This window comes from Pantoea sp. 1.19, from assembly GCF_001922585.1.
Classification (GTDB): Bacteria; Pseudomonadota; Gammaproteobacteria; order Enterobacterales; family Enterobacteriaceae; genus 1-19.
Genome location: NZ_MRBS01000002.1, coordinates 65110 through 81902, shown reverse-complemented (window position 1 = coordinate 81902; position 16793 = coordinate 65110). Strand labels below are relative to the sequence as shown.

General features: G+C 59.4%; 13 protein-coding genes. 9 read left to right on the top strand and 4 right to left on the bottom strand.

From position 1 onward, the window contains the following. Positions 1–5: 5 nt before the first annotated feature. The gene (locus BS626_RS04420; protein WP_075181191.1) at positions 6–188 is read left to right on the top strand and encodes a Trm112 family protein; all 183 of its coding nucleotides are present in this window, start codon (positions 6–8) and stop codon (positions 186–188) included. Next, a complete protein-coding gene (gene kdsB / locus BS626_RS04415; RefSeq protein ID WP_075181190.1) occupies positions 185–931 on the top strand; it encodes a 3-deoxy-manno-octulosonate cytidylyltransferase in 747 nt (248 codons plus the stop codon). Before BS626_RS04420 ends, kdsB begins: the two co-directional genes overlap by 4 nt. A 32-nt stretch (positions 932–963) precedes the next feature. Here the strand turns inward: kdsB and elyC are convergent, their stop codons facing one another. After that, the gene (gene elyC, locus BS626_RS04410) at positions 964–1719 is read right to left on the bottom strand and encodes an envelope biogenesis factor ElyC (protein WP_075181189.1); all 756 of its coding nucleotides are present in this window, start codon (positions 1717–1719) and stop codon (positions 964–966) included. A 123-nt stretch (positions 1720–1842) separates the two neighbouring features. Here elyC and cmoM point away from each other — a divergent pair, with 123 nt between their 5' ends. The 7 genes from cmoM (at position 1843) to BS626_RS04375 (ending at position 12444) form a co-directional block, all read left to right on the top strand. Next, on the top strand, positions 1843–2631 hold the full coding sequence (cmoM, locus tag BS626_RS04405) for a tRNA uridine 5-oxyacetic acid(34) methyltransferase CmoM (RefSeq protein ID WP_075181188.1): 789 nt from the start codon (positions 1843–1845) through the stop codon (positions 2629–2631). Beyond that, positions 2628–3950 carry a chromosome partition protein MukF gene (gene mukF / locus BS626_RS04400; RefSeq protein WP_075181187.1) on the top strand — a complete coding sequence of 441 codons (1323 nt, stop codon included), beginning with the start codon at positions 2628–2630 and terminating at the stop codon, positions 3948–3950. Before cmoM ends, mukF begins: the two co-directional genes overlap by 4 nt. Next, positions 3931–4659 carry a chromosome partition protein MukE gene (mukE, locus tag BS626_RS04395; protein ID WP_075181186.1) on the top strand — a complete coding sequence of 243 codons (729 nt, stop codon included), beginning with the start codon at positions 3931–3933 and terminating at the stop codon, positions 4657–4659. The genes mukF and mukE overlap by 20 nt, the downstream gene beginning before the upstream one ends. A gap of 2 nt (positions 4660–4661) precedes the next feature. Continuing rightward, on the top strand, positions 4662–9110 hold the full coding sequence (gene mukB / locus BS626_RS04390) for a chromosome partition protein MukB (RefSeq protein WP_075181185.1): 4449 nt from the start codon (positions 4662–4664) through the stop codon (positions 9108–9110). Between the two features lie 160 nt (positions 9111–9270). Next, positions 9271–11055, top strand: coding sequence for a L,D-transpeptidase (gene ldtD / locus BS626_RS04385; protein ID WP_083615896.1), 1785 nt, complete (start codon positions 9271–9273; stop codon positions 11053–11055). Between the two features lie 186 nt (positions 11056–11241). Next, the gene (locus BS626_RS04380) at positions 11242–11790 is read left to right on the top strand and encodes a YcbK family protein (RefSeq protein ID WP_075181184.1); all 549 of its coding nucleotides are present in this window, start codon (positions 11242–11244) and stop codon (positions 11788–11790) included. 21 nt (positions 11791–11811) lie between these two features. Then, positions 11812–12444 carry an MBL fold metallo-hydrolase gene (locus BS626_RS04375; RefSeq protein WP_075181183.1) on the top strand — a complete coding sequence of 211 codons (633 nt, stop codon included), beginning with the start codon at positions 11812–11814 and terminating at the stop codon, positions 12442–12444. A 49-nt stretch (positions 12445–12493) separates the two neighbouring features. Here BS626_RS04375 and BS626_RS04370 read toward each other — a convergent pair whose 3' ends face one another. The 3 genes from BS626_RS04370 to asnS form a co-directional block, all read right to left on the bottom strand. Then, the gene (locus BS626_RS04370; RefSeq protein WP_075181182.1) at positions 12494–13684 is read right to left on the bottom strand and encodes an amino acid aminotransferase; all 1191 of its coding nucleotides are present in this window, start codon (positions 13682–13684) and stop codon (positions 12494–12496) included. 206 nt (positions 13685–13890) lie between these two features. Continuing rightward, entirely contained in the window at positions 13891–14991 is a 1101-nt protein-coding gene (gene ompF, locus BS626_RS04365) for a porin OmpF (protein ID WP_075181181.1), read from the bottom strand. Positions 14992–15301: 310 nt separating this feature from the next. Further along, entirely contained in the window at positions 15302–16702 is a 1401-nt protein-coding gene (asnS, locus tag BS626_RS04360; RefSeq protein WP_075181180.1) for an asparagine--tRNA ligase, read from the bottom strand. Between the last annotated feature and the right edge of the window lie 91 nt (positions 16703–16793).

Below are 16793 nucleotides of genomic sequence, written 5' to 3'. Positions count from 1 at the left end.
GAATTATGGATCATCGTCTTCTCGACATCGTCGCCTGCCCGGTTTGTCACGGCAAGCTCTACTTTAACAAAGCGCAGCAGGAGCTGATTTGTAAACCGGACGGCCTGGCCTATCCGGTGCGCGACGGCATTCCGGTGCTGTTGGAAACCGAAGCCCGCGCGCTGGGCCTGGAAGAGATTCATCCATGAGTTTTGTGGCCATCATTCCGGCGCGCTATGCTTCCACCCGCCTGCCGGGCAAGCCGCTGAAAGAGATTAACGGCAAGCCGATGGTGGTGCACGTGATGGCGCGCGCGCTGGAGTCCGGCGCCCGACGGGTGATTGTGGCCACCGATACCGAGGCGGTGGCCGAGGCGGTGCGCCAGGCGGGCGGCGAGGCCTGCATGACCCGCAGCGACCATCAGTCCGGTACCGAGCGTCTGGCGGAGGTGATTGAGCACTATGGCTTTGCCGATGACGAGGTGATCGTCAATGTGCAGGGCGATGAGCCCATGATCCCGCCGGTGATTATACACCAGGTGGCCACCAATCTGGCCAACTGTGCCGCCGGCATGGCGACGCTGGCGGTGCCGATCCACAGTGCGGAAGAGGCGTTTAATCCCAACGCGGTGAAAGTGGTCACCGATGCGCACGGTTATGCGCTCTACTTTTCCCGTGCCACTATCCCCTGGGATCGGGAACGCTTTGCCCACCATCGCGAGACGATTGGCGAGTGCTTTTTGCGCCACATCGGGATTTATGCTTACCGCGCCGGATTTATTCGCCGCTACGTCACCTGGCAGCCCAGCCAGCTGGAACAGATCGAGCTGCTGGAGCAGCTGCGGGTGCTGTGGTACGGCGAAAAGATACACGTCGCGGTGGCGAAAGCGGTGCCCAGCGTAGGCGTCGACACGCCGGAAGATTTAGCCCGCGTGCGGGCGGCGATGGCCTGATGGCCGGCGGGAGGCATCACGGCCTCCCGTGTTCACTCCTTAAGCCACTGCCACACCCTGCCTAAACGCTCATACGTCGCCCGTTCGCTGTGCATCAGCCACTGCGCACCGGGGGTATATTTGTCCCACGGATTGAGCGGCGAGGTGATGGCTAACTGATTAGCCGGGGCCGGGAGGGGATGCAGTCCCTGCCGCTGAAAAAAGGTCATCGCCCGCGGTAAATGACTGGCCGAAGTGACCAGCAGAAAAGGGCGATTGTCCACCACCGTGGCCACCGCGGCGGCTTCTTCTTCGGTATCACGCGGCGAACTGAGCACGATAATATCCCGCTGCGGGACGCCAAGAGACTGAGCCACGCGCGACCCGGCCTCGGCGGTGCTGACCGGATTGTGGCGGGAGGCGTAGCCGGTGAAAATCATTTTACTGCCGGGATTCGCGCGCCACAGCCTGACCCCTTCGGTCAACCGCGGCAGACTGTTGTTGATCAAATTGGCGCTGGGCGCCCAGTCGGCGTTCCAGGTATAGCCACCGCCGAGCACCACGATGTAAGGCACCGCGCCGCCGCCGCGCCAGGTCGGATAGCGTTGCTCAATCGGGCGCAGCAGCGCATCAGCAACCGGTTGCAGGCTCACTGCCAGCAGCAGCAGCCAGCTGAGAGTGACCAGCGTTTTGGCCGTTTTTTGCCAGCGGCTCCACCACAGCAGCAGCAGACCCAGCGCCATCAGTATCAGCAGTAAGGGAAGCGGCATCAGCAGGCTGCCGATGACCTTTTTGAGGGTGAACAGCATCAAACGCGCCTTCTTTTGTCGGAAAAAACAGCACCCGACAGCGAACGCAGCGCGGAAAGCTTCATTCTTTGTCGGGGTGTGCCAAAATAGCCACCACCGGTGGCGCAAGAGGCAAACGATAGCATGCAGGATCGCAACTTTGATGGTATAGCGGAAAAATTTTCGCAGAATATCTATGGCACCAGTAAGGGGCGACTGCGGCAGGCAATTCTTTGGCAGGAGCTGGACGCGCTACTGGCGACGCTGCCGCCCGGCCCGCTCCGCGTGCTGGACGCCGGCTGCGGCGAGGGGCAAACCGGCTGCGGTATCGCGGCGCTGGGCCACCGGGTTCTACTCTGCGATGTGTCGTCGGATATGCTGCAGCGGGCGCAGGCGCTGGCGGCGGCAAAAGGTGTGAGCGGCAACGTGCAATTTAAACAAATCGCCGTGCAGGAAGTGGGGCAACATTTGGATACGCCGGTAGATCTGGTATTGTTTCACGCGGTGCTGGAATGGGTGGCCGAGCCGGAGCAGGTGCTACAAGCGCTGTGGAACACGCTGGCCCCCGGCGGCATTTTGTCGCTGATGTTCTACAACAGCCTGCACGCGGTGATGCGCAGCATGGTGCTCGGCTATTTCGATTACGTGAATGCCGGCCTGCCGCCGCCGCGCAGAAAAAGCAAGATTACGCCGACCTGGCCGCGCGATCCCTCACAGGTGTATCAGTGGCTGACGTCGCTGGGTTTTGAGATAGAGCGTAAAGCAGGGATTCGGGTGTTTCGCGACTATCTGCATGATAAAGCGAAACCAGACCAGGACTTTGCGGGGTTACTGCAGGCCGAGAGCCGCTACTGTCGCCAGGAACCCTGGATACAATTAGGGCGGTATATCCACGTGACAGCGCGGAAACCCATTCAGAAGGAAGTACTATGAGTGATATTTCCCAGACTGTACCGGAACTGGTCGCCTGGGCGCGGAAAAATGATTTTTCCGTCTCGTTGCCAACGGAGAGGCTGGCCTTTTTGCTGGCCATCGCCACGCTGAACGGTGAGCGCATGGATGGTGAAATGACCGAGGGCGAGCTGATCGACGCGTTTCGTCACGTCAGCAAGGCTTTTGAGCAGACCCATGAAACGGTGGTCAGCAGGGCAAATAACGCCATCAACGATATGGTCCGCCAGCGTTTGCTGAACCGCTTTACCAGCGAGCTGAGCGACGGTCACGCTATCTACCGCCTGACGCCGCTGGCGATCGGCATCACCGATTACTACATCCGCCAGCGCGAGTTTTCGACGCTGCGCCTTTCCATGCAGCTGTCGATTGTTGCGTCCGAGCTTAAGCGTGCGGCGGATGCCGCCGAAGAGGACGGCGATGAATTCCACTGGCACCGCAATGTGTTTGCGCCGCTGAAGTACTCCGTGGCGGAGATTTTTGACAGCATTGACATGACCCAGCGGCTGATGGATGAACAGCAGCAGCACGTTAAAGATGATATCGCCCAACTGCTGAGTAAAGACTGGCGCGCGGCGATCTCCAGCTGTGAACTGCTGCTATCTGAAACCTCCGGAACCCTGCGCGAGCTGCAGGATACGCTGGAGGCGGCCGGCGACAAGCTGCAGGCCAACCTGCTGCGCATTCAGGACGCCACGCTGAACAGCCCGGATCTCGGCTTTGTCGATAAACTGGTGTTCGATTTACAAACTAAGCTCGATCGCATCACCAGCTGGGGACAGCAAACCATCGATTTATGGATCGGTTACGATCGTCACGTGCATAAATTTATTCGCACCGCTATCGATATGGACAAAAATCGCGTCTTTGCCCAGCGGCTGCGTCAGTCGGTGCAACACTATTTTGACCACCCCTGGGCGCTGACCGTCGCCAGTGCGGAGCGTCTTTATGACATGCGCGATGAAGAGCTGACGCTGCGTAATGAAGAGGTAACCGGCGAGCTGCCCGCCGAGCTGGAATATGAAGCGTTTAATGAGATCCGCGAGCAGCTGGCGCGGATGATTGAGGAAGCGCTGCAGGTGTATAAAGCGGAACAAAAACCGCTTAATCTGGCCGCGGTGATGCGCGACTACCTCGCCCAGTACCCGCGTGCGCGCCACTTTGATTTGGCACGCATCGTCGTCGATCAGGCCGTGCGCCTCGGCGTCGCGGAAGCGGATTTTTCTGGCCTGCCCGCGCAGTGGCAGGCAATCAATGATTACGGAGCCAAGGTGCAGGCACATGTCATCGACAAATATTGAACAAGTGATGCCGGTTAAACTGGCGCAGGCACTGGCCAACCCCCTGTTTCCGGCGCTGGACAGTCAGCTGCGCGCCGGTCGCCACATTGGTATCGAAGAGCTGGATAACCACGCTTTTTTGATGGATTACCAGCTCTTTCTCGAAGAGTTTTATGCCCGGTACCACGTTGAGCTGATTCGCGCGCCGGAGGGCTTTTTCTATCTGCGCCCGCGCTCAACCACCCTGATCCCGCGCTCGGTGCTCTCCGAGCTGGATATGATGGTAGGTAAGATTTTGTGTTTCCTCTACCTCAGCCCTGAGCGGCTGGCAAACGAGGGGATCTTCACCCAGCAGGAGCTGTATGACGAGCTGCTTAGCCTGGCGGACGAGAGTAAGCTGCTGCGGCTGGTCAATCAGCGCTCCAGCGGCTCGGACATCGATCGGCAAAAGCTGCTGGAGAAAGTGCGCGCCTCGTTAACCCGTTTGCGCCGCCTTGGCATGATCTGGTTCCACGGTAATGATAGCAGTAAGTTTCGCATCAACGAGGCGGTCTTTCGCTTCGGTGCTGACGTGCGCGCCGGTGACGATGCGCGGGAAGCGCAGCTGCGGATGATCCGTCAGGGAGAAGCCATGACGCTGGACGACGGCCTGGCGCTCAACGATGCGCCAAAATCCCAGGATGATGATGAAGACGCCCTGCACGCGGACGGCGACGGTGAGGAAGAGTAACCATGATTGAACGCGGAAAATTTCGCTCATTAACCCTGATTAACTGGAACGGTTTTTTTGCCCGAACCTTCGATCTTGATGAGCTGGTGACCACGCTCTCCGGCGGCAACGGTGCGGGAAAATCGACGACCATGGCGGCCTTTATTACCGCCCTGATCCCCGATTTGACCCTGCTGCACTTCCGAAACACTACCGAGGCCGGTGCGACCTCGGGCTCGCGCGATAAAGGTCTGCACGGCAAGCTGCGCGCCGGGGTCTGTTATTCGACCCTCGATGTGGTTAACTCCCGCCATCAGCGGGTGATTGTCGGTGTGCGTTTGCAGCAGGTCGCGGGTCGCGACAAAAAAGTCGATATCAAGCCGTTCAGCATTCACGGCTTGCCGATGGCCATGCACCCCACCGAGCTGCTGACCGAGACGGTGAACGATCGTCAGGCGCGGGTTCTGCCGCTTAGCGAGCTAAAAGAGCGGCTGGAGGCTATTGAGGGCGTACAGTTCAAGCAGTACAACTCCATCACTGACTATCACGCGATGATGTTTGAACTGGGCATGGTGGCGCGTCGCCTGCGTTCGGCGTCAGACCGCAGCAAATACTATCGTCTGATTGAGGCCTCGCTGTACGGCGGGATCTCCAGTGCGATTACCCGCTCGCTGCGCGACTACCTGCTACCAGAAAACAGCGGAGTGCGCAAAGCATTTCAGGATATGGAGGCGGCGCTGCGGGAAAACCGCATGACGCTGGAGGCGATCCGCGTTACCCAGTCTGATCGCGATCTGTTTAAGCACCTGATTTCAGAAGCGACCAGCTACGTGGCCGCCGACTATATGCGCCACGCCAATGAGCGGCGAATTCACCTCGATGCCGGTCTCGCGCTGCGTCAGGAGCTGTTCAGCGGCCGTCAGCAGCTGGCAACCGAACAGTACCGGCACGTGGAAATGGCGCGCGAACTGGCGGAGCAGGCGGCCGCCGAAGGCGATCTCGAAGCCGATTACCAGGGTGCCAGCGACCATTTGTCCCTGGTGCAGACCGCGATGCGGCAGCAGGAAAAAATCAGCCGCTATGAGGCAGATTTAGAGGATTTGGCCCTGCGTCTGGAAGAGCAGAACGAAGTGGTGGAACAGGCGCGCGAGCGGCAGGCCGACGTGGCGGAGCGGGCCGACGCGGCGGAGCTTGAGGTGGATGAGCTGAAAAGCCAGCTGGCTGACTACCAGCAGGCGCTGGACGTGCAGCAGACCCGCGCGATTCAGTATCAGCAGGCACTGCAGGCACTGCAGCGCGCCCAGCAGGTATGTGGCCTCGGCGATCTCACCAGTGACAGCGCCGAAGCCTGGCAGGAGACCTTCCAGGCGCGCGAGCAGGAGGCCACCGAACGCCTGCTGCAGCTGGAACAAAAAATGAGCGTGGCGCAGGCGGCGCACAGCCAGTTTGAACAGGCATTTGACCTGGTGAATAAAATCGCCGGCCCCGTCAGCCGCAGCGATGCGTGGCACCGCGCGCGTGAAGTTCTGCGCGACGCCAGTAACCAGCGCTATCAGGCGGAACAGCTGCAGGGGCTGCGCATGCGCCTCTCTGAGCTGGAAGGGCGGCTGCGCGAGCAGCATGATGCCGAACGCCTGCTGAACGACTTCTGCAAGCGCTATGGTCAGTCGGTGGCACCGGAGGCACTGGATGCGCTGGCGCAGACGCTGGAAGCACAAATTGAGCAGCTGACGCACTCGGTCGGCGAGGCCGGGGAACGGCGGCTGGCGATGCGTCAGGAACTGGAGCAGCTGCGCGAACGTATTGCACAGCAGACGGCGCGTGCCCCGCACTGGCTGGCTGCGCAGGAGATCCTCACCCAGCTCAGTGAACAGACCGGAGAGCCGCTGGAAAACAGCCAGCAGGTCACCGAATTTATGCAGCAGCTGCTCGAGCGCGAGCGCGAAACCACCGTCGAGCGCGATGACATTGCGGCGCAGAAGCGCGATGTCGACCAGCAAATTGAGCGTCTCAGTCAGCCCGGCGGCGCGGAAGATGCGCGCCTGAATACGCTGGCGGAGCGCTTTGGCGGCGTACTGTTATCGGAGATCTATGATGACGTAACCATCGATGATGCGCCTTACTTCTCTGCGCTGTATGGTCCGTCACGCCACGCCATTGTGGTGCCGGATCTCGCTCTGGTGCGTGAGCAGCTCGACGGCCTCGCCGACTGTCCGGAAGATCTCTACCTGATCGAAGGCGATCCGCAGTCGTTCGATGACAGCGTGTTTGCCGTAGAGGAGTTGGATAAAGCGGTGGTGGTGAAAGTGGCCGATCGGCAGTGGCGCTACTCGCGCTTTCCGAAGGTGCCGCTGTTTGGTCGGGCTGCGCGCGAGCATCAGCTGGAGCGCCTGCACGAAGCGCGCGATCGTCTGGCAGAGCGCTACGCCACGCTGTCATTTGATGTGCAAAAAATTCAGCGTTTGCATCAATCGTTCAGCCGCTTTATTGGCAGCCATCTGGCGGTAGCGTTTGACGCCGATCCGGAGGCTGAAATTCGTCGGCTGCAGAGTCGCCGCGGCGAGCTGGAGCGCGCCGTGGCGCAGCATGAAAGTGACAATCAGCAGCAGCACCAGCAGTTCGCGCAGGCAAAAGAGGGCGTGACGCAGCTTAACCGCCTGCTGCCGCGGGTCAATCTGCTGCTCGACGACAGCCTGGCCGATCGCATTGAGGAGCTGCAGGCCGAACTGGAAGAGGCGCAGGATGCCGCCCGCTTCTTACATCAGTACGGCCCGCAGCTGGCGAAGCTGGAGCCCATGCTGTCGGTGCTGCAAAGCGATCCGCAGCAGCATGAACAGCTGCAGGCCGACTGGCAGCAGGCGCAGCAGCAGCAGCGTGATGCCCGCCAACAGGCGTTTGCCCTGACGGAAGTGGTGCAGCGCCGCGCCCACTTTGGCTATGCGGATTCCGCCGGCATGCTGACCGGCACCAGCGACCTCAATGAAAAATTGCGCCAGCGCCTGGAGCAGGCGGAAAGCGAGCGCAGCCGCGCCCGCGAGCAGCTGCGTCAGCAGCAAACGCAATTTACGCAATATTCACAGCTGCTGGCGTCCCTGAAGAGCGCCTGGGATGCCAAGCAGGACATGCTGAAAGAGCTGAACCAGGAGATGCAGGATATCGGCGTTCACGCCGATGCCAGCGCTGAAGCGCGCGCCCGCGCGCGTCGCGACGAGCTGCATGCGGCGCTGAGCAGCAACCGTTCGCGGCGCAATCAGCTGGAGAAACAGCTGACTTTCTGCGAAGCCGAGATGGACGGCCTGCAGAAAAAACTGCGGCGCACCGAGCGTGAGTATCATGAAAAACGTGAACAGGTCGTCAGCGCCAAAGCCGGCTGGGTGAGCGTGCTGCGGCTGGTGAAAGATAACGGCGTGGAGCGTCGCCTGCACCGTCGTGAGCTGGCTTATCTCAGCGGTGACGAGCTGCGCTCGATGTCGGATAAGGCGCTGGGGGCGCTGCGTCTGGCGGTGGCCGATAACGAACATCTGCGTGACGTGCTGCGTCTGTCGGAGGATCCTAAGCGGCCGGAGCGCAAGATTCAGTTCTTTATTGCGGTGTACCAGCATCTGCGCGAGCGTATCCGCCAGGATATTATCCGCACCGACGATCCGGTGGAAGCGATCGAACAGATGGAGATTGAGCTGAATCGCCTGACGGAAGAGCTGACCGCGCGCGAGCAGATGCTGGCGATCAGTACCCGCAGCGTGGCGAACATCATTCGCAAAACTATCCAGCGCGAACAGAACCGCATTCGTCAGTTGAATCAGGGGCTGCAAAGCGTTAGCTTTGGTCAGGTCAACAGCGTGCGGCTGAATGTGAACGTGCGCGAATCCCACGCCACGCTGCTGGACGTGCTTTCCGAACAGCATGAACAGCATCAGGATCTGTTTAACAGCAACCGGCTGACTTTTTCTGAGGCGCTGGCGAAGCTTTATCAGCGCCTTAATCCGCACGTGGAGATGGGGCAGCGTACGCCGCAAACCATCGGCGAAGAACTGCTGGACTACCGCAACTATCTGGAAATGGAAGTTGAGGTAAATCGCGGCTCTGACGGCTGGCTCCGGGCGGAGAGCGGGGCGCTATCGACCGGTGAGGCGATCGGCACCGGCATGTCCATTCTGGTGATGGTGGTGCAGAGCTGGGAAGAGGAGTCGCGGCGGCTGCGTGGCAAAGACATCTCGCCGTGCCGCCTGCTGTTCCTTGATGAGGCTGCGCGCCTGGACGCCAAGTCGATTGCCACGCTGTTTGAGCTGTGCGACCGGCTGGAGATGCAGCTGGTGATTGCGGCCCCGGAGAATATTTCGCCGGAGAAAGGCACTACCTACAAGCTGGTGCGTAAGGTGCTTGGAACCACCGAACACGTGCACGTTGTCGGGCTGCGCGGTTTCGCCGCCGATGCGCCGGATACCGGTCTGCCGGAGTCCGCGGCTTCCTGAGTGGCGCCCGGGCATCGTCCCGGCGGCAATCATTGCGTGCCCAACGGCATTTGTTCAGATGAACAAATGCCGTTTTTAGTTTATATATTTAAGACATTAATTAATTTGTCTGCGATTCCGGATGGCGCTGGCGAGTTAGTGGGAAGCAGGGCCAAGGAGGTTGCTCATGAAATCGTTATCTCTCCCCAAAAGCGCACTGGGTGGCTGCCTCGCGGCGATGCTGCTGCTGCCACCCGCCGCCGGGGCGACCGTGGCCGTCAGCAACGCCCCTGCGGCGGTCAAACACTCGGTGGCCGGGGCGACGGCGCAGCTGCGCGGGCTGTTTCCCGGCGGTGCCCAGCCGTATTATCTTACCGAACTGGCGTCGCTGTATGCCGGGCGTGATATGCGTCCGCTGTGGCAGGATCGCGAGGCGGTACAACAATTTCAACAGCAGCTGGCCGAAGTGGCCATTTCTGGCGTTCAGCCGCAGTTCAGTCAGTGGGTGACTCAACTGACCGATGCGCGGATCACCGGCATGGCGCGCGATGCGGTGCTGTCAGATGCCATGCTGGGCTATCTGCAGTTTGTGTCCGGCGTGCCGCAGCAGGGAGAACGCTGGCTGTACAGCACGGTGCCTTATAAGCTGGCGCTGCCGCCGCTGTCCGCGATTAACCAGTGGCAGACCGCCGCTGACGCCGGCGCGCTGAATGCTTTCGTGCAGTCCCTGACCCCGCGTCATCCGCAGTACGCCAAAATGCATCAGGCGCTGAAGTCGCTGATGGCGGATAATCGCCCGTGGCCCCAGCTGCGTGATAAGACGACGCTGCGCCCGGGGCAGCTGAGTGCCGACGTACCGGCCCTGCGTGAAATTCTGCAGCGTACCCATATGCTCGGTGCGACCGTCACCGCGCCGGCGCCGGAGGGCGAGGCCGGCGCGCTGCCTGCCGACGCGGCCAGCGCGGTCGTCAGCCCGTCTGCCATCCTGCCAACGGCGGCCCCTGATGGGGCGGTCAGCGCTGGCCAGGCCACCACCGCGGCTGCCGCGCCGGGCGATCAGGCCTATTCGCCCGAGCTGGTGGCGGCAGTGAAACGCTTTCAACACTGGCAGGGGCTGGAGGACGATGGCGCCATTGGTCCGCGCACCCGAGAATGGCTCAACGCCACCCCGCAGCTGCGCGCTTCGCTGCTGGCGCTGAATATTCAGCGGCTGCGTCTGCTGCCGGACGATATGCATAATGGCATCATGGTCAATATTCCTAACTACTCGCTGGTCTATTACGTGAACGGTGATGAGCGGCTCAGTTCGCGGGTGATTGTGGGGCGTCCGGATCGTAAAACGCCGCTGATGCGCAGTGCGCTCAATAACGTGGTGCTCAATCCGCCGTGGAACGTACCGACCACGCTGGTGCGGCAGGACATTATTCCCAAGGTGAAGCGCGATCCGATGTACCTGTACAAACACGGCTATACCCTGCTGTCGGGCTGGAGCAGCGACGCGGAGGTGATTGATCCGTCGATGATCGACTGGGGCATGGTCTCCGCCGCCAGCTTCCCGTATCGGCTGCGTCAGGCGCCGGGTGATGGTAACTCGCTGGGACGCTATAAGTTTAATATGCCGAGCTCGGACGCGATTTACCTGCACGATACGCCCAATCACGCGCTGTTCCAGAAAGACATCCGCGCCCTGAGCTCCGGCTGCGTCCGGGTGAACAAAGCTTCCGACCTCGCCAACCTGCTGCTGCAGGACGCAGGCTGGAGCGGTCCGCGCATATCCAGCACGCTGAAAGAGGGAAATACCCGTTATGTGCCGATTCGTCAGCGAATCCCGGTAAATCTCTATTATCTGACGGCGTGGGTGGCCCGCGATGGTCAGCCGCAGTTCCGTACAGATATTTACAATTATGATGCCACCGCCCGCGCCGGCGCTCAGATGCTGCCGGTGGCGGGGCAGCTGATGTTGTAACCTGCCCAAAATCAAGCACTCCGGACGTTCGCGTCCGGCGCGCTTTGATGGCCATTCGCGTGCTGACTGTCCGGGGCCGGGGACGTGACGCGCGCAAACGGTTGACGCATCGCATTCACCGCGGGTATTGTTGCCCTGGACTCCCTTAAGGGTGATTTTTCGTCATTTCCAGGTACTACGTTCAATATGGATAAATGTGATCTTCAGCGCCGAAAATTGCTGGTCTGGAGCGGTGCGCTGGCCAGTGCCGCGCTGCTTCCGGGCCAGGCCCTCGCCACGCTCTCTACGCCGCGACCTCGCATTCTGACCCTGAATAATCTGCACACCGGAGAAACCCTTAAAACGGAGTTTTTCAACGGTAAAACCTATGATATGGATGAGCTCTCGCGCTTAAACCACTTTTTCCGCGACTACCGCGCAAATAAAAGTAAGCGCATCGATCCCTCTCTGTTTGATCAACTGTTCCGTCTGCAAACGCTGCTGGGTACCCGCAAGCCGGTGCAGCTGATCTCCGGGTACCGCTCGCTGGCGACCAACAATACGCTACGCGAGAAGGGCAGCGGGGTAGCAAAACACAGTTACCATACCCTGGGACGGGCGATGGATTTCCATATTGAAGGCGTTCAGCTAGGCTACATTCGCAAAGCGGCGTTAAAAATGCGCGCCGGTGGTGTAGGCTATTACCCCAGCAGTAACTTCGTACACATTGATACCGGCCCGGTGCGCCACTGGTAGCCCGGCTGGCCCAGGAGCGTTATGCGTTATCACACTATCCCGGTTACCCCCTTTGCACAGAACTGCACGCTGCTGGTCTGTTCGCAAACCCACACCGCCGCGCTGATCGATCCCGGCGGAGAAGCGGACCAGCTGATTGCCGCGGTCAGCGACGCCGGCGTTGAGATCAGCGCGATCCTGTTGACCCACGGCCACCTCGATCACGTGGGTGCCGCGCAGCAACTGGCCGCACACTATGGCGTCACCATCACCGGACCGCATCTGGCCGACCGCTTTTTGCTGGATAATCTGCCGGCGCAGAGCGAAATGTTTGGTTTTCCGCGCTGTGAGCCTTTTCATCCGCAGCGCTGGCTGGAGGAGGGAGATCGTGTACAGGTGGGACAGCGCCAACTGGAGGTGCTGCACTGTCCGGGGCACACGCCCGGCCACGTGGTCTTTTTTGATGCGCCGGCGCGCTTACTGATTTCCGGAGACGTGATTTTTCGCGGTGGTGTTGGGCGCACGGATTTCCCCCGGGGAAGCCATCAGCACCTGATTGCTTCTATCCGGCAAAAACTGTTGCCGCTGGGCGATGATGTCACCTTCTTGCCCGGTCACGGACCGATCTCGACGCTGGGAGCAGAGCGGTTAAGCAACCCGTTTCTGCGGGAGTAATGTCATCATGGGGCGGCGTTCTGGCCGCCCCGTTTGGTTACGCGTTCGCTTACAGGACCGCGACGATCGCCTCACACAGCGCTGGCATATTATCCGGCGTCATACCTGCTACGTTAACCCGTCCGGAATTTACGGCGTACACGCCAAACTCCTCGCGCAGGCGTACCACCTGATCTTTGGTCAGCCCGCTAAACGAGAACATCCCGTTCTGCGCAATGATAAAGCGGAAGTCGCGATTGGCGCCTTTGGCCGCCAGGGTGTCGACGAACAGCTGACGCATCAGCTGGATACGCTGGCGCATGGCGGTCAGCTCCTGCTCCCACTGCGTGCGCAGTGCGGGGGTGTTCAGGATGGTGGCGACCACGGCGGCACCGTGCGCCGGTGGGTTGGAGTAGTTGGCGCGGATGGTGGCTTTCACCTGACTGAAGGCGGTTGCGGCCGTTTCCGCAGCGGCGGCAACCAGCGTCAAGGCGCCGACGCGCTCATTATACAGACCGAAGTTTTTTGAATAGGAGCTGGCGACAATCAGCTCCTGATGCGAGGCGGCAAAAATGCGCAGGCCTTCGGCATCTTCTTCCAGACCGCGGGCAAAGCCCTGGTAGGCAAAGTCAAACAGCGGCAGCCAGCCCTTTTCCTGCGACAGCGCGGCCAGTTCCCGCCACTGCTCCGCGGTGGGGTCAATACCGGTTGGATTGTGGCAGCAGCCGTGGAACAACACGACGTCGCCGGCGGCAGCCTCGTTCAGGCTGGCTTTCAGACCGTCAAAATCCAGCGCGTGGCGTTCGGCATCGTAGTAGCGGTATTCACACACGGTCAGCCCGGCGGACTCAAAGACGTTCTTATGGTTTGGCCAGCTGGGGTTGCTGATCCACACGCGCTTAACGGCGGTTTGTGTCGCGAGAAAATCGGCGGCGATACGCAGGGCACCGGTACCGCCCGGCGTCTGCGCCGTGCGGGCGCGCTGTTCAGTGACGATGGGGCTGTGCTGTCCAAACAGCAGACGTTGGGTGGCGCTGGCAAAATCGGCGATGCCGTCAATGCTCAGGTAGTTTTTGGTGGTTTCGTTCTCCAGCAGAAACTGCTCGGCTTGCTTCACACTTGTCAGTACCGGCGTATGGCCGGTTTCGTCCTTATACACCCCGATGCCCAGATTAATTTTACTGGCGCGGTCATCGGCGCGGTAGAGATCGGCCAGGCCTAGAATGGGGTCGGCGGGTGCAGCTGAAATTTTCTCAAACATGTGCGGGTTCCGTAACTCAGATAATGGCGGTGAAACGTCAAGTTGCGCAAAACAGGGTACCCCCTGAGCGCGCGCTTGCCAACCGTTTGCGAGAAAAAGAAATACCGGTAACAGGTAGAAAAAAATGCAGAAAAAAGAGCGGGATAACGGAAAAAAAACGGAGCCTGGGGGCTCCGTTTAGTGGGGCGATAATTCGCAGGCGGGGATTAGAACTGGTAAACCAGACCCAGCGCGACGATATTATCAGTATTCAGACCCAGCGGGTTGTCGTTGTTCAGCTGGTTGATTTTGTAATCAACGTAGGTGGACATGTTTTTGTTGAAGTAGTAGGTGGCGCCCACGTCAATGTATTTATACAGGTCAGCGTCGCCGATGCCTTCGATATCTTTGCCTTTGGACTGCACGTAGGCCAGAGACGGACGCAGGCCGAAGTCGAACTGATACTGTGCGACCAGCTCAATGTTCTGCGCTTTGTTGGCAAAGCCAGATACCGCAGTGTTGATACCGTTAATGTTTGCGGTGCCGGAAGTCCAGGTGGCATTGCGGGTTTCACCGTACATAGCCGCCAGGTAGACGTTGTTGGCGTCATACTTCACCGCGGTGGCCCACTGCTCGGCTTTCTTACCGCCGCCCAACAGCGCAGGATTCTGCTGACGCTCGGTGCGGTCGCTGGACGCATAGGCACCGGCTACACCCAGGCCGATCGGCGAGGTGTAGGTGGTGGAGAGGCCCCAGCCGTCGCCGTTGGAGCGGCGTGCGTCTTCACGATCGTTCTTGCCCTGATACTGTACAGCGAAGTTCCAGCCGTCAACCAGACCGAAGAAGTTCGTGTTACGGTAGGTGGCGACACCGGTGGTGCGCCCCACCATGAAGTTATCGCTGTAGCCAGAGTCACCGCCGAATTCCGGCAGCATGTCGGTCCAGCCGATCGCGTCGTACACCACGCCGTAGTTACGGCCATAGTCGAACGAGCCGGCGTCGCCGAACTTCAGACCGGCAAAGCCCAGACGGGTTTTGTTACCGTTCTGGGAGTCGGTGCCGTTTTCAGTGTTGTTCGCCTGGAAGTTGTATTCCCACTGGCCGTAACCGGTCAGCTGGTCAGAAATCTGCGTTTCACCCTTGAAGCCAAAACGGACATAAGACTGATCGCCATCATTGCCAGCGTCGTCAGAAAAGTAGTGCAACCCTGCGGCCTTGCCATAAACGTCCAGTTTATTGCCGTCTTTATTGTAAACTTCTGCCGCGTTTGCTGCGCCGGCAGCTAACAGAGCAGGGATAACCACTGCCAGAATGTTGCGCTTCATCATTTTTTATTACCCTCATTGGAGTTATTTGGGACACCTGCCACTGCCGTAAAAATATCTTTACACTGTCAAAAAAGAACCTTCACGCAACTTTGGTGTCTCCTGTGTCTGCACGCATCTTTCCATCGCTACCGCGCTGAATCTAGCCCTAATATGCTACAAATATCGCAATAATGTTTCTTGAGGAAAATATATATTACAAAATGTAAAAAACAGGGAACTTTGTGACCGCCATCTCTCTTTACAAAAATAAAAAAGGCCGGCGAAGCCGGCCTTTATAGATATATGAAATTCTTATGATTATTGCCAAATATCAGAAACTGGCGTTGCGCGGGGTGCGCGGGAAGGGGATAACATCCCTTACATTTTGTACCCCGGTGACATAAGCGATTAATCTTTCGAAACCTAAACCAAACCCGGCGTGTGGCACGGTGCCGTAGCGGCGCAGGTCACGATACCAGCTGTAGTCTTCTTTGTTCAGCCCCATTTCGGCCAGACGGGCGTCCAGCACGTCCAGACGCTCTTCACGCTGTGAGCCACCAATGATCTCGCCGATGCCCGGCGCAAGGACGTCCATCGCCGCCACGGTTTTGCCATCGCGGTTGAGGCGCATATAAAATGCTTTGATATCCTTCGGATAGTTCTTGACGACCACCGGTGCTTTAAAATGCTGCTCGGCCAGGTAGCGCTCGTGCTCGGAGGAGAGGTCGATGCCCCACGCGACCGGATTTTCAAAGGTCCGGCCACACTGCTCCAGAATGGTGATCGCGTCGGTGTAGTCGACCTGGGCGAAGTCGGCGTGGATGAATTGCTCCAGGCGCGAAACGGCCTCTTTGTCCACGCGTTCGGCAAAGAATGCCATATCATCTGCGCGTTCGGCCAGCACCGCTTTGAAGACATACTTCAGCATCGCTTCGGCGAGGGCTGCAGCATCGTCAAGATCGGCAAAGGCCACTTCCGGCTCCAGCATCCAGAACTCGGCCAGGTGACGGCTGGTATTGGAGTTTTCTGCGCGGAAGGTGGGGCCGAAGGTATAAATTTTGGAGATGGCACTGGCGTACGTTTCGCCGTTCAGCTGGCCGGATACGGTGAGATAGGCCTCTTTACCAAAGAAATCTTTGTCAAAGTCAACCTTGCCCTCCGGCGTGCGCGGCAGATTTTCCAGATCCAGCGTAGAGACGCGGAACATCTCACCGGCGCCTTCCGTATCGGAAGCGGTGATCAGCGGCGTCGAGACCCAAAAATACCCCTGCTCGTCAAAGAAGCGGTGTAGCGCCTGGGCCAGGGTATGGCGCACGCGCGCCACGGCGCCAATCAGGTTGGTGCGCGGACGCAGATGTGCCACTTCGCGCAGGTATTCAATGCTGTGACGCTTGGCGGCCATCGGGTAGGTATCCGGATCATCCACCCAGCCCACTACCTCAATTGCGGTGGCCTGAATCTCGAAGCTCTGGCCCTGACCGGGGGACTCCACCACGGTGCCGGTCACGATAACCGAACAACCGGTGGTCAGGCGCAGCACCTCATTCTGGTAATTGGGCAGAGAGTTATTGACGACGGCCTGAACGGGATTAAAGCAGGAACCGTCATAAACGGCGATAAAAGAAATACCGGCTTTTGAATCTCTTCGGGTACGCACCCAGCCACGAACGGTCACTTCACTGTTCACCGCTGCGCGACCCTGCAGTACGTCCGCTACAGGCACTACGCTCATATTGTTCTCTCTATAGTCATCGTTAAAGTCAGCCCCACTTGGGGTAATGCTATGTTACTTGCCGCCTGACAGGACACAAGCATATTTCGCC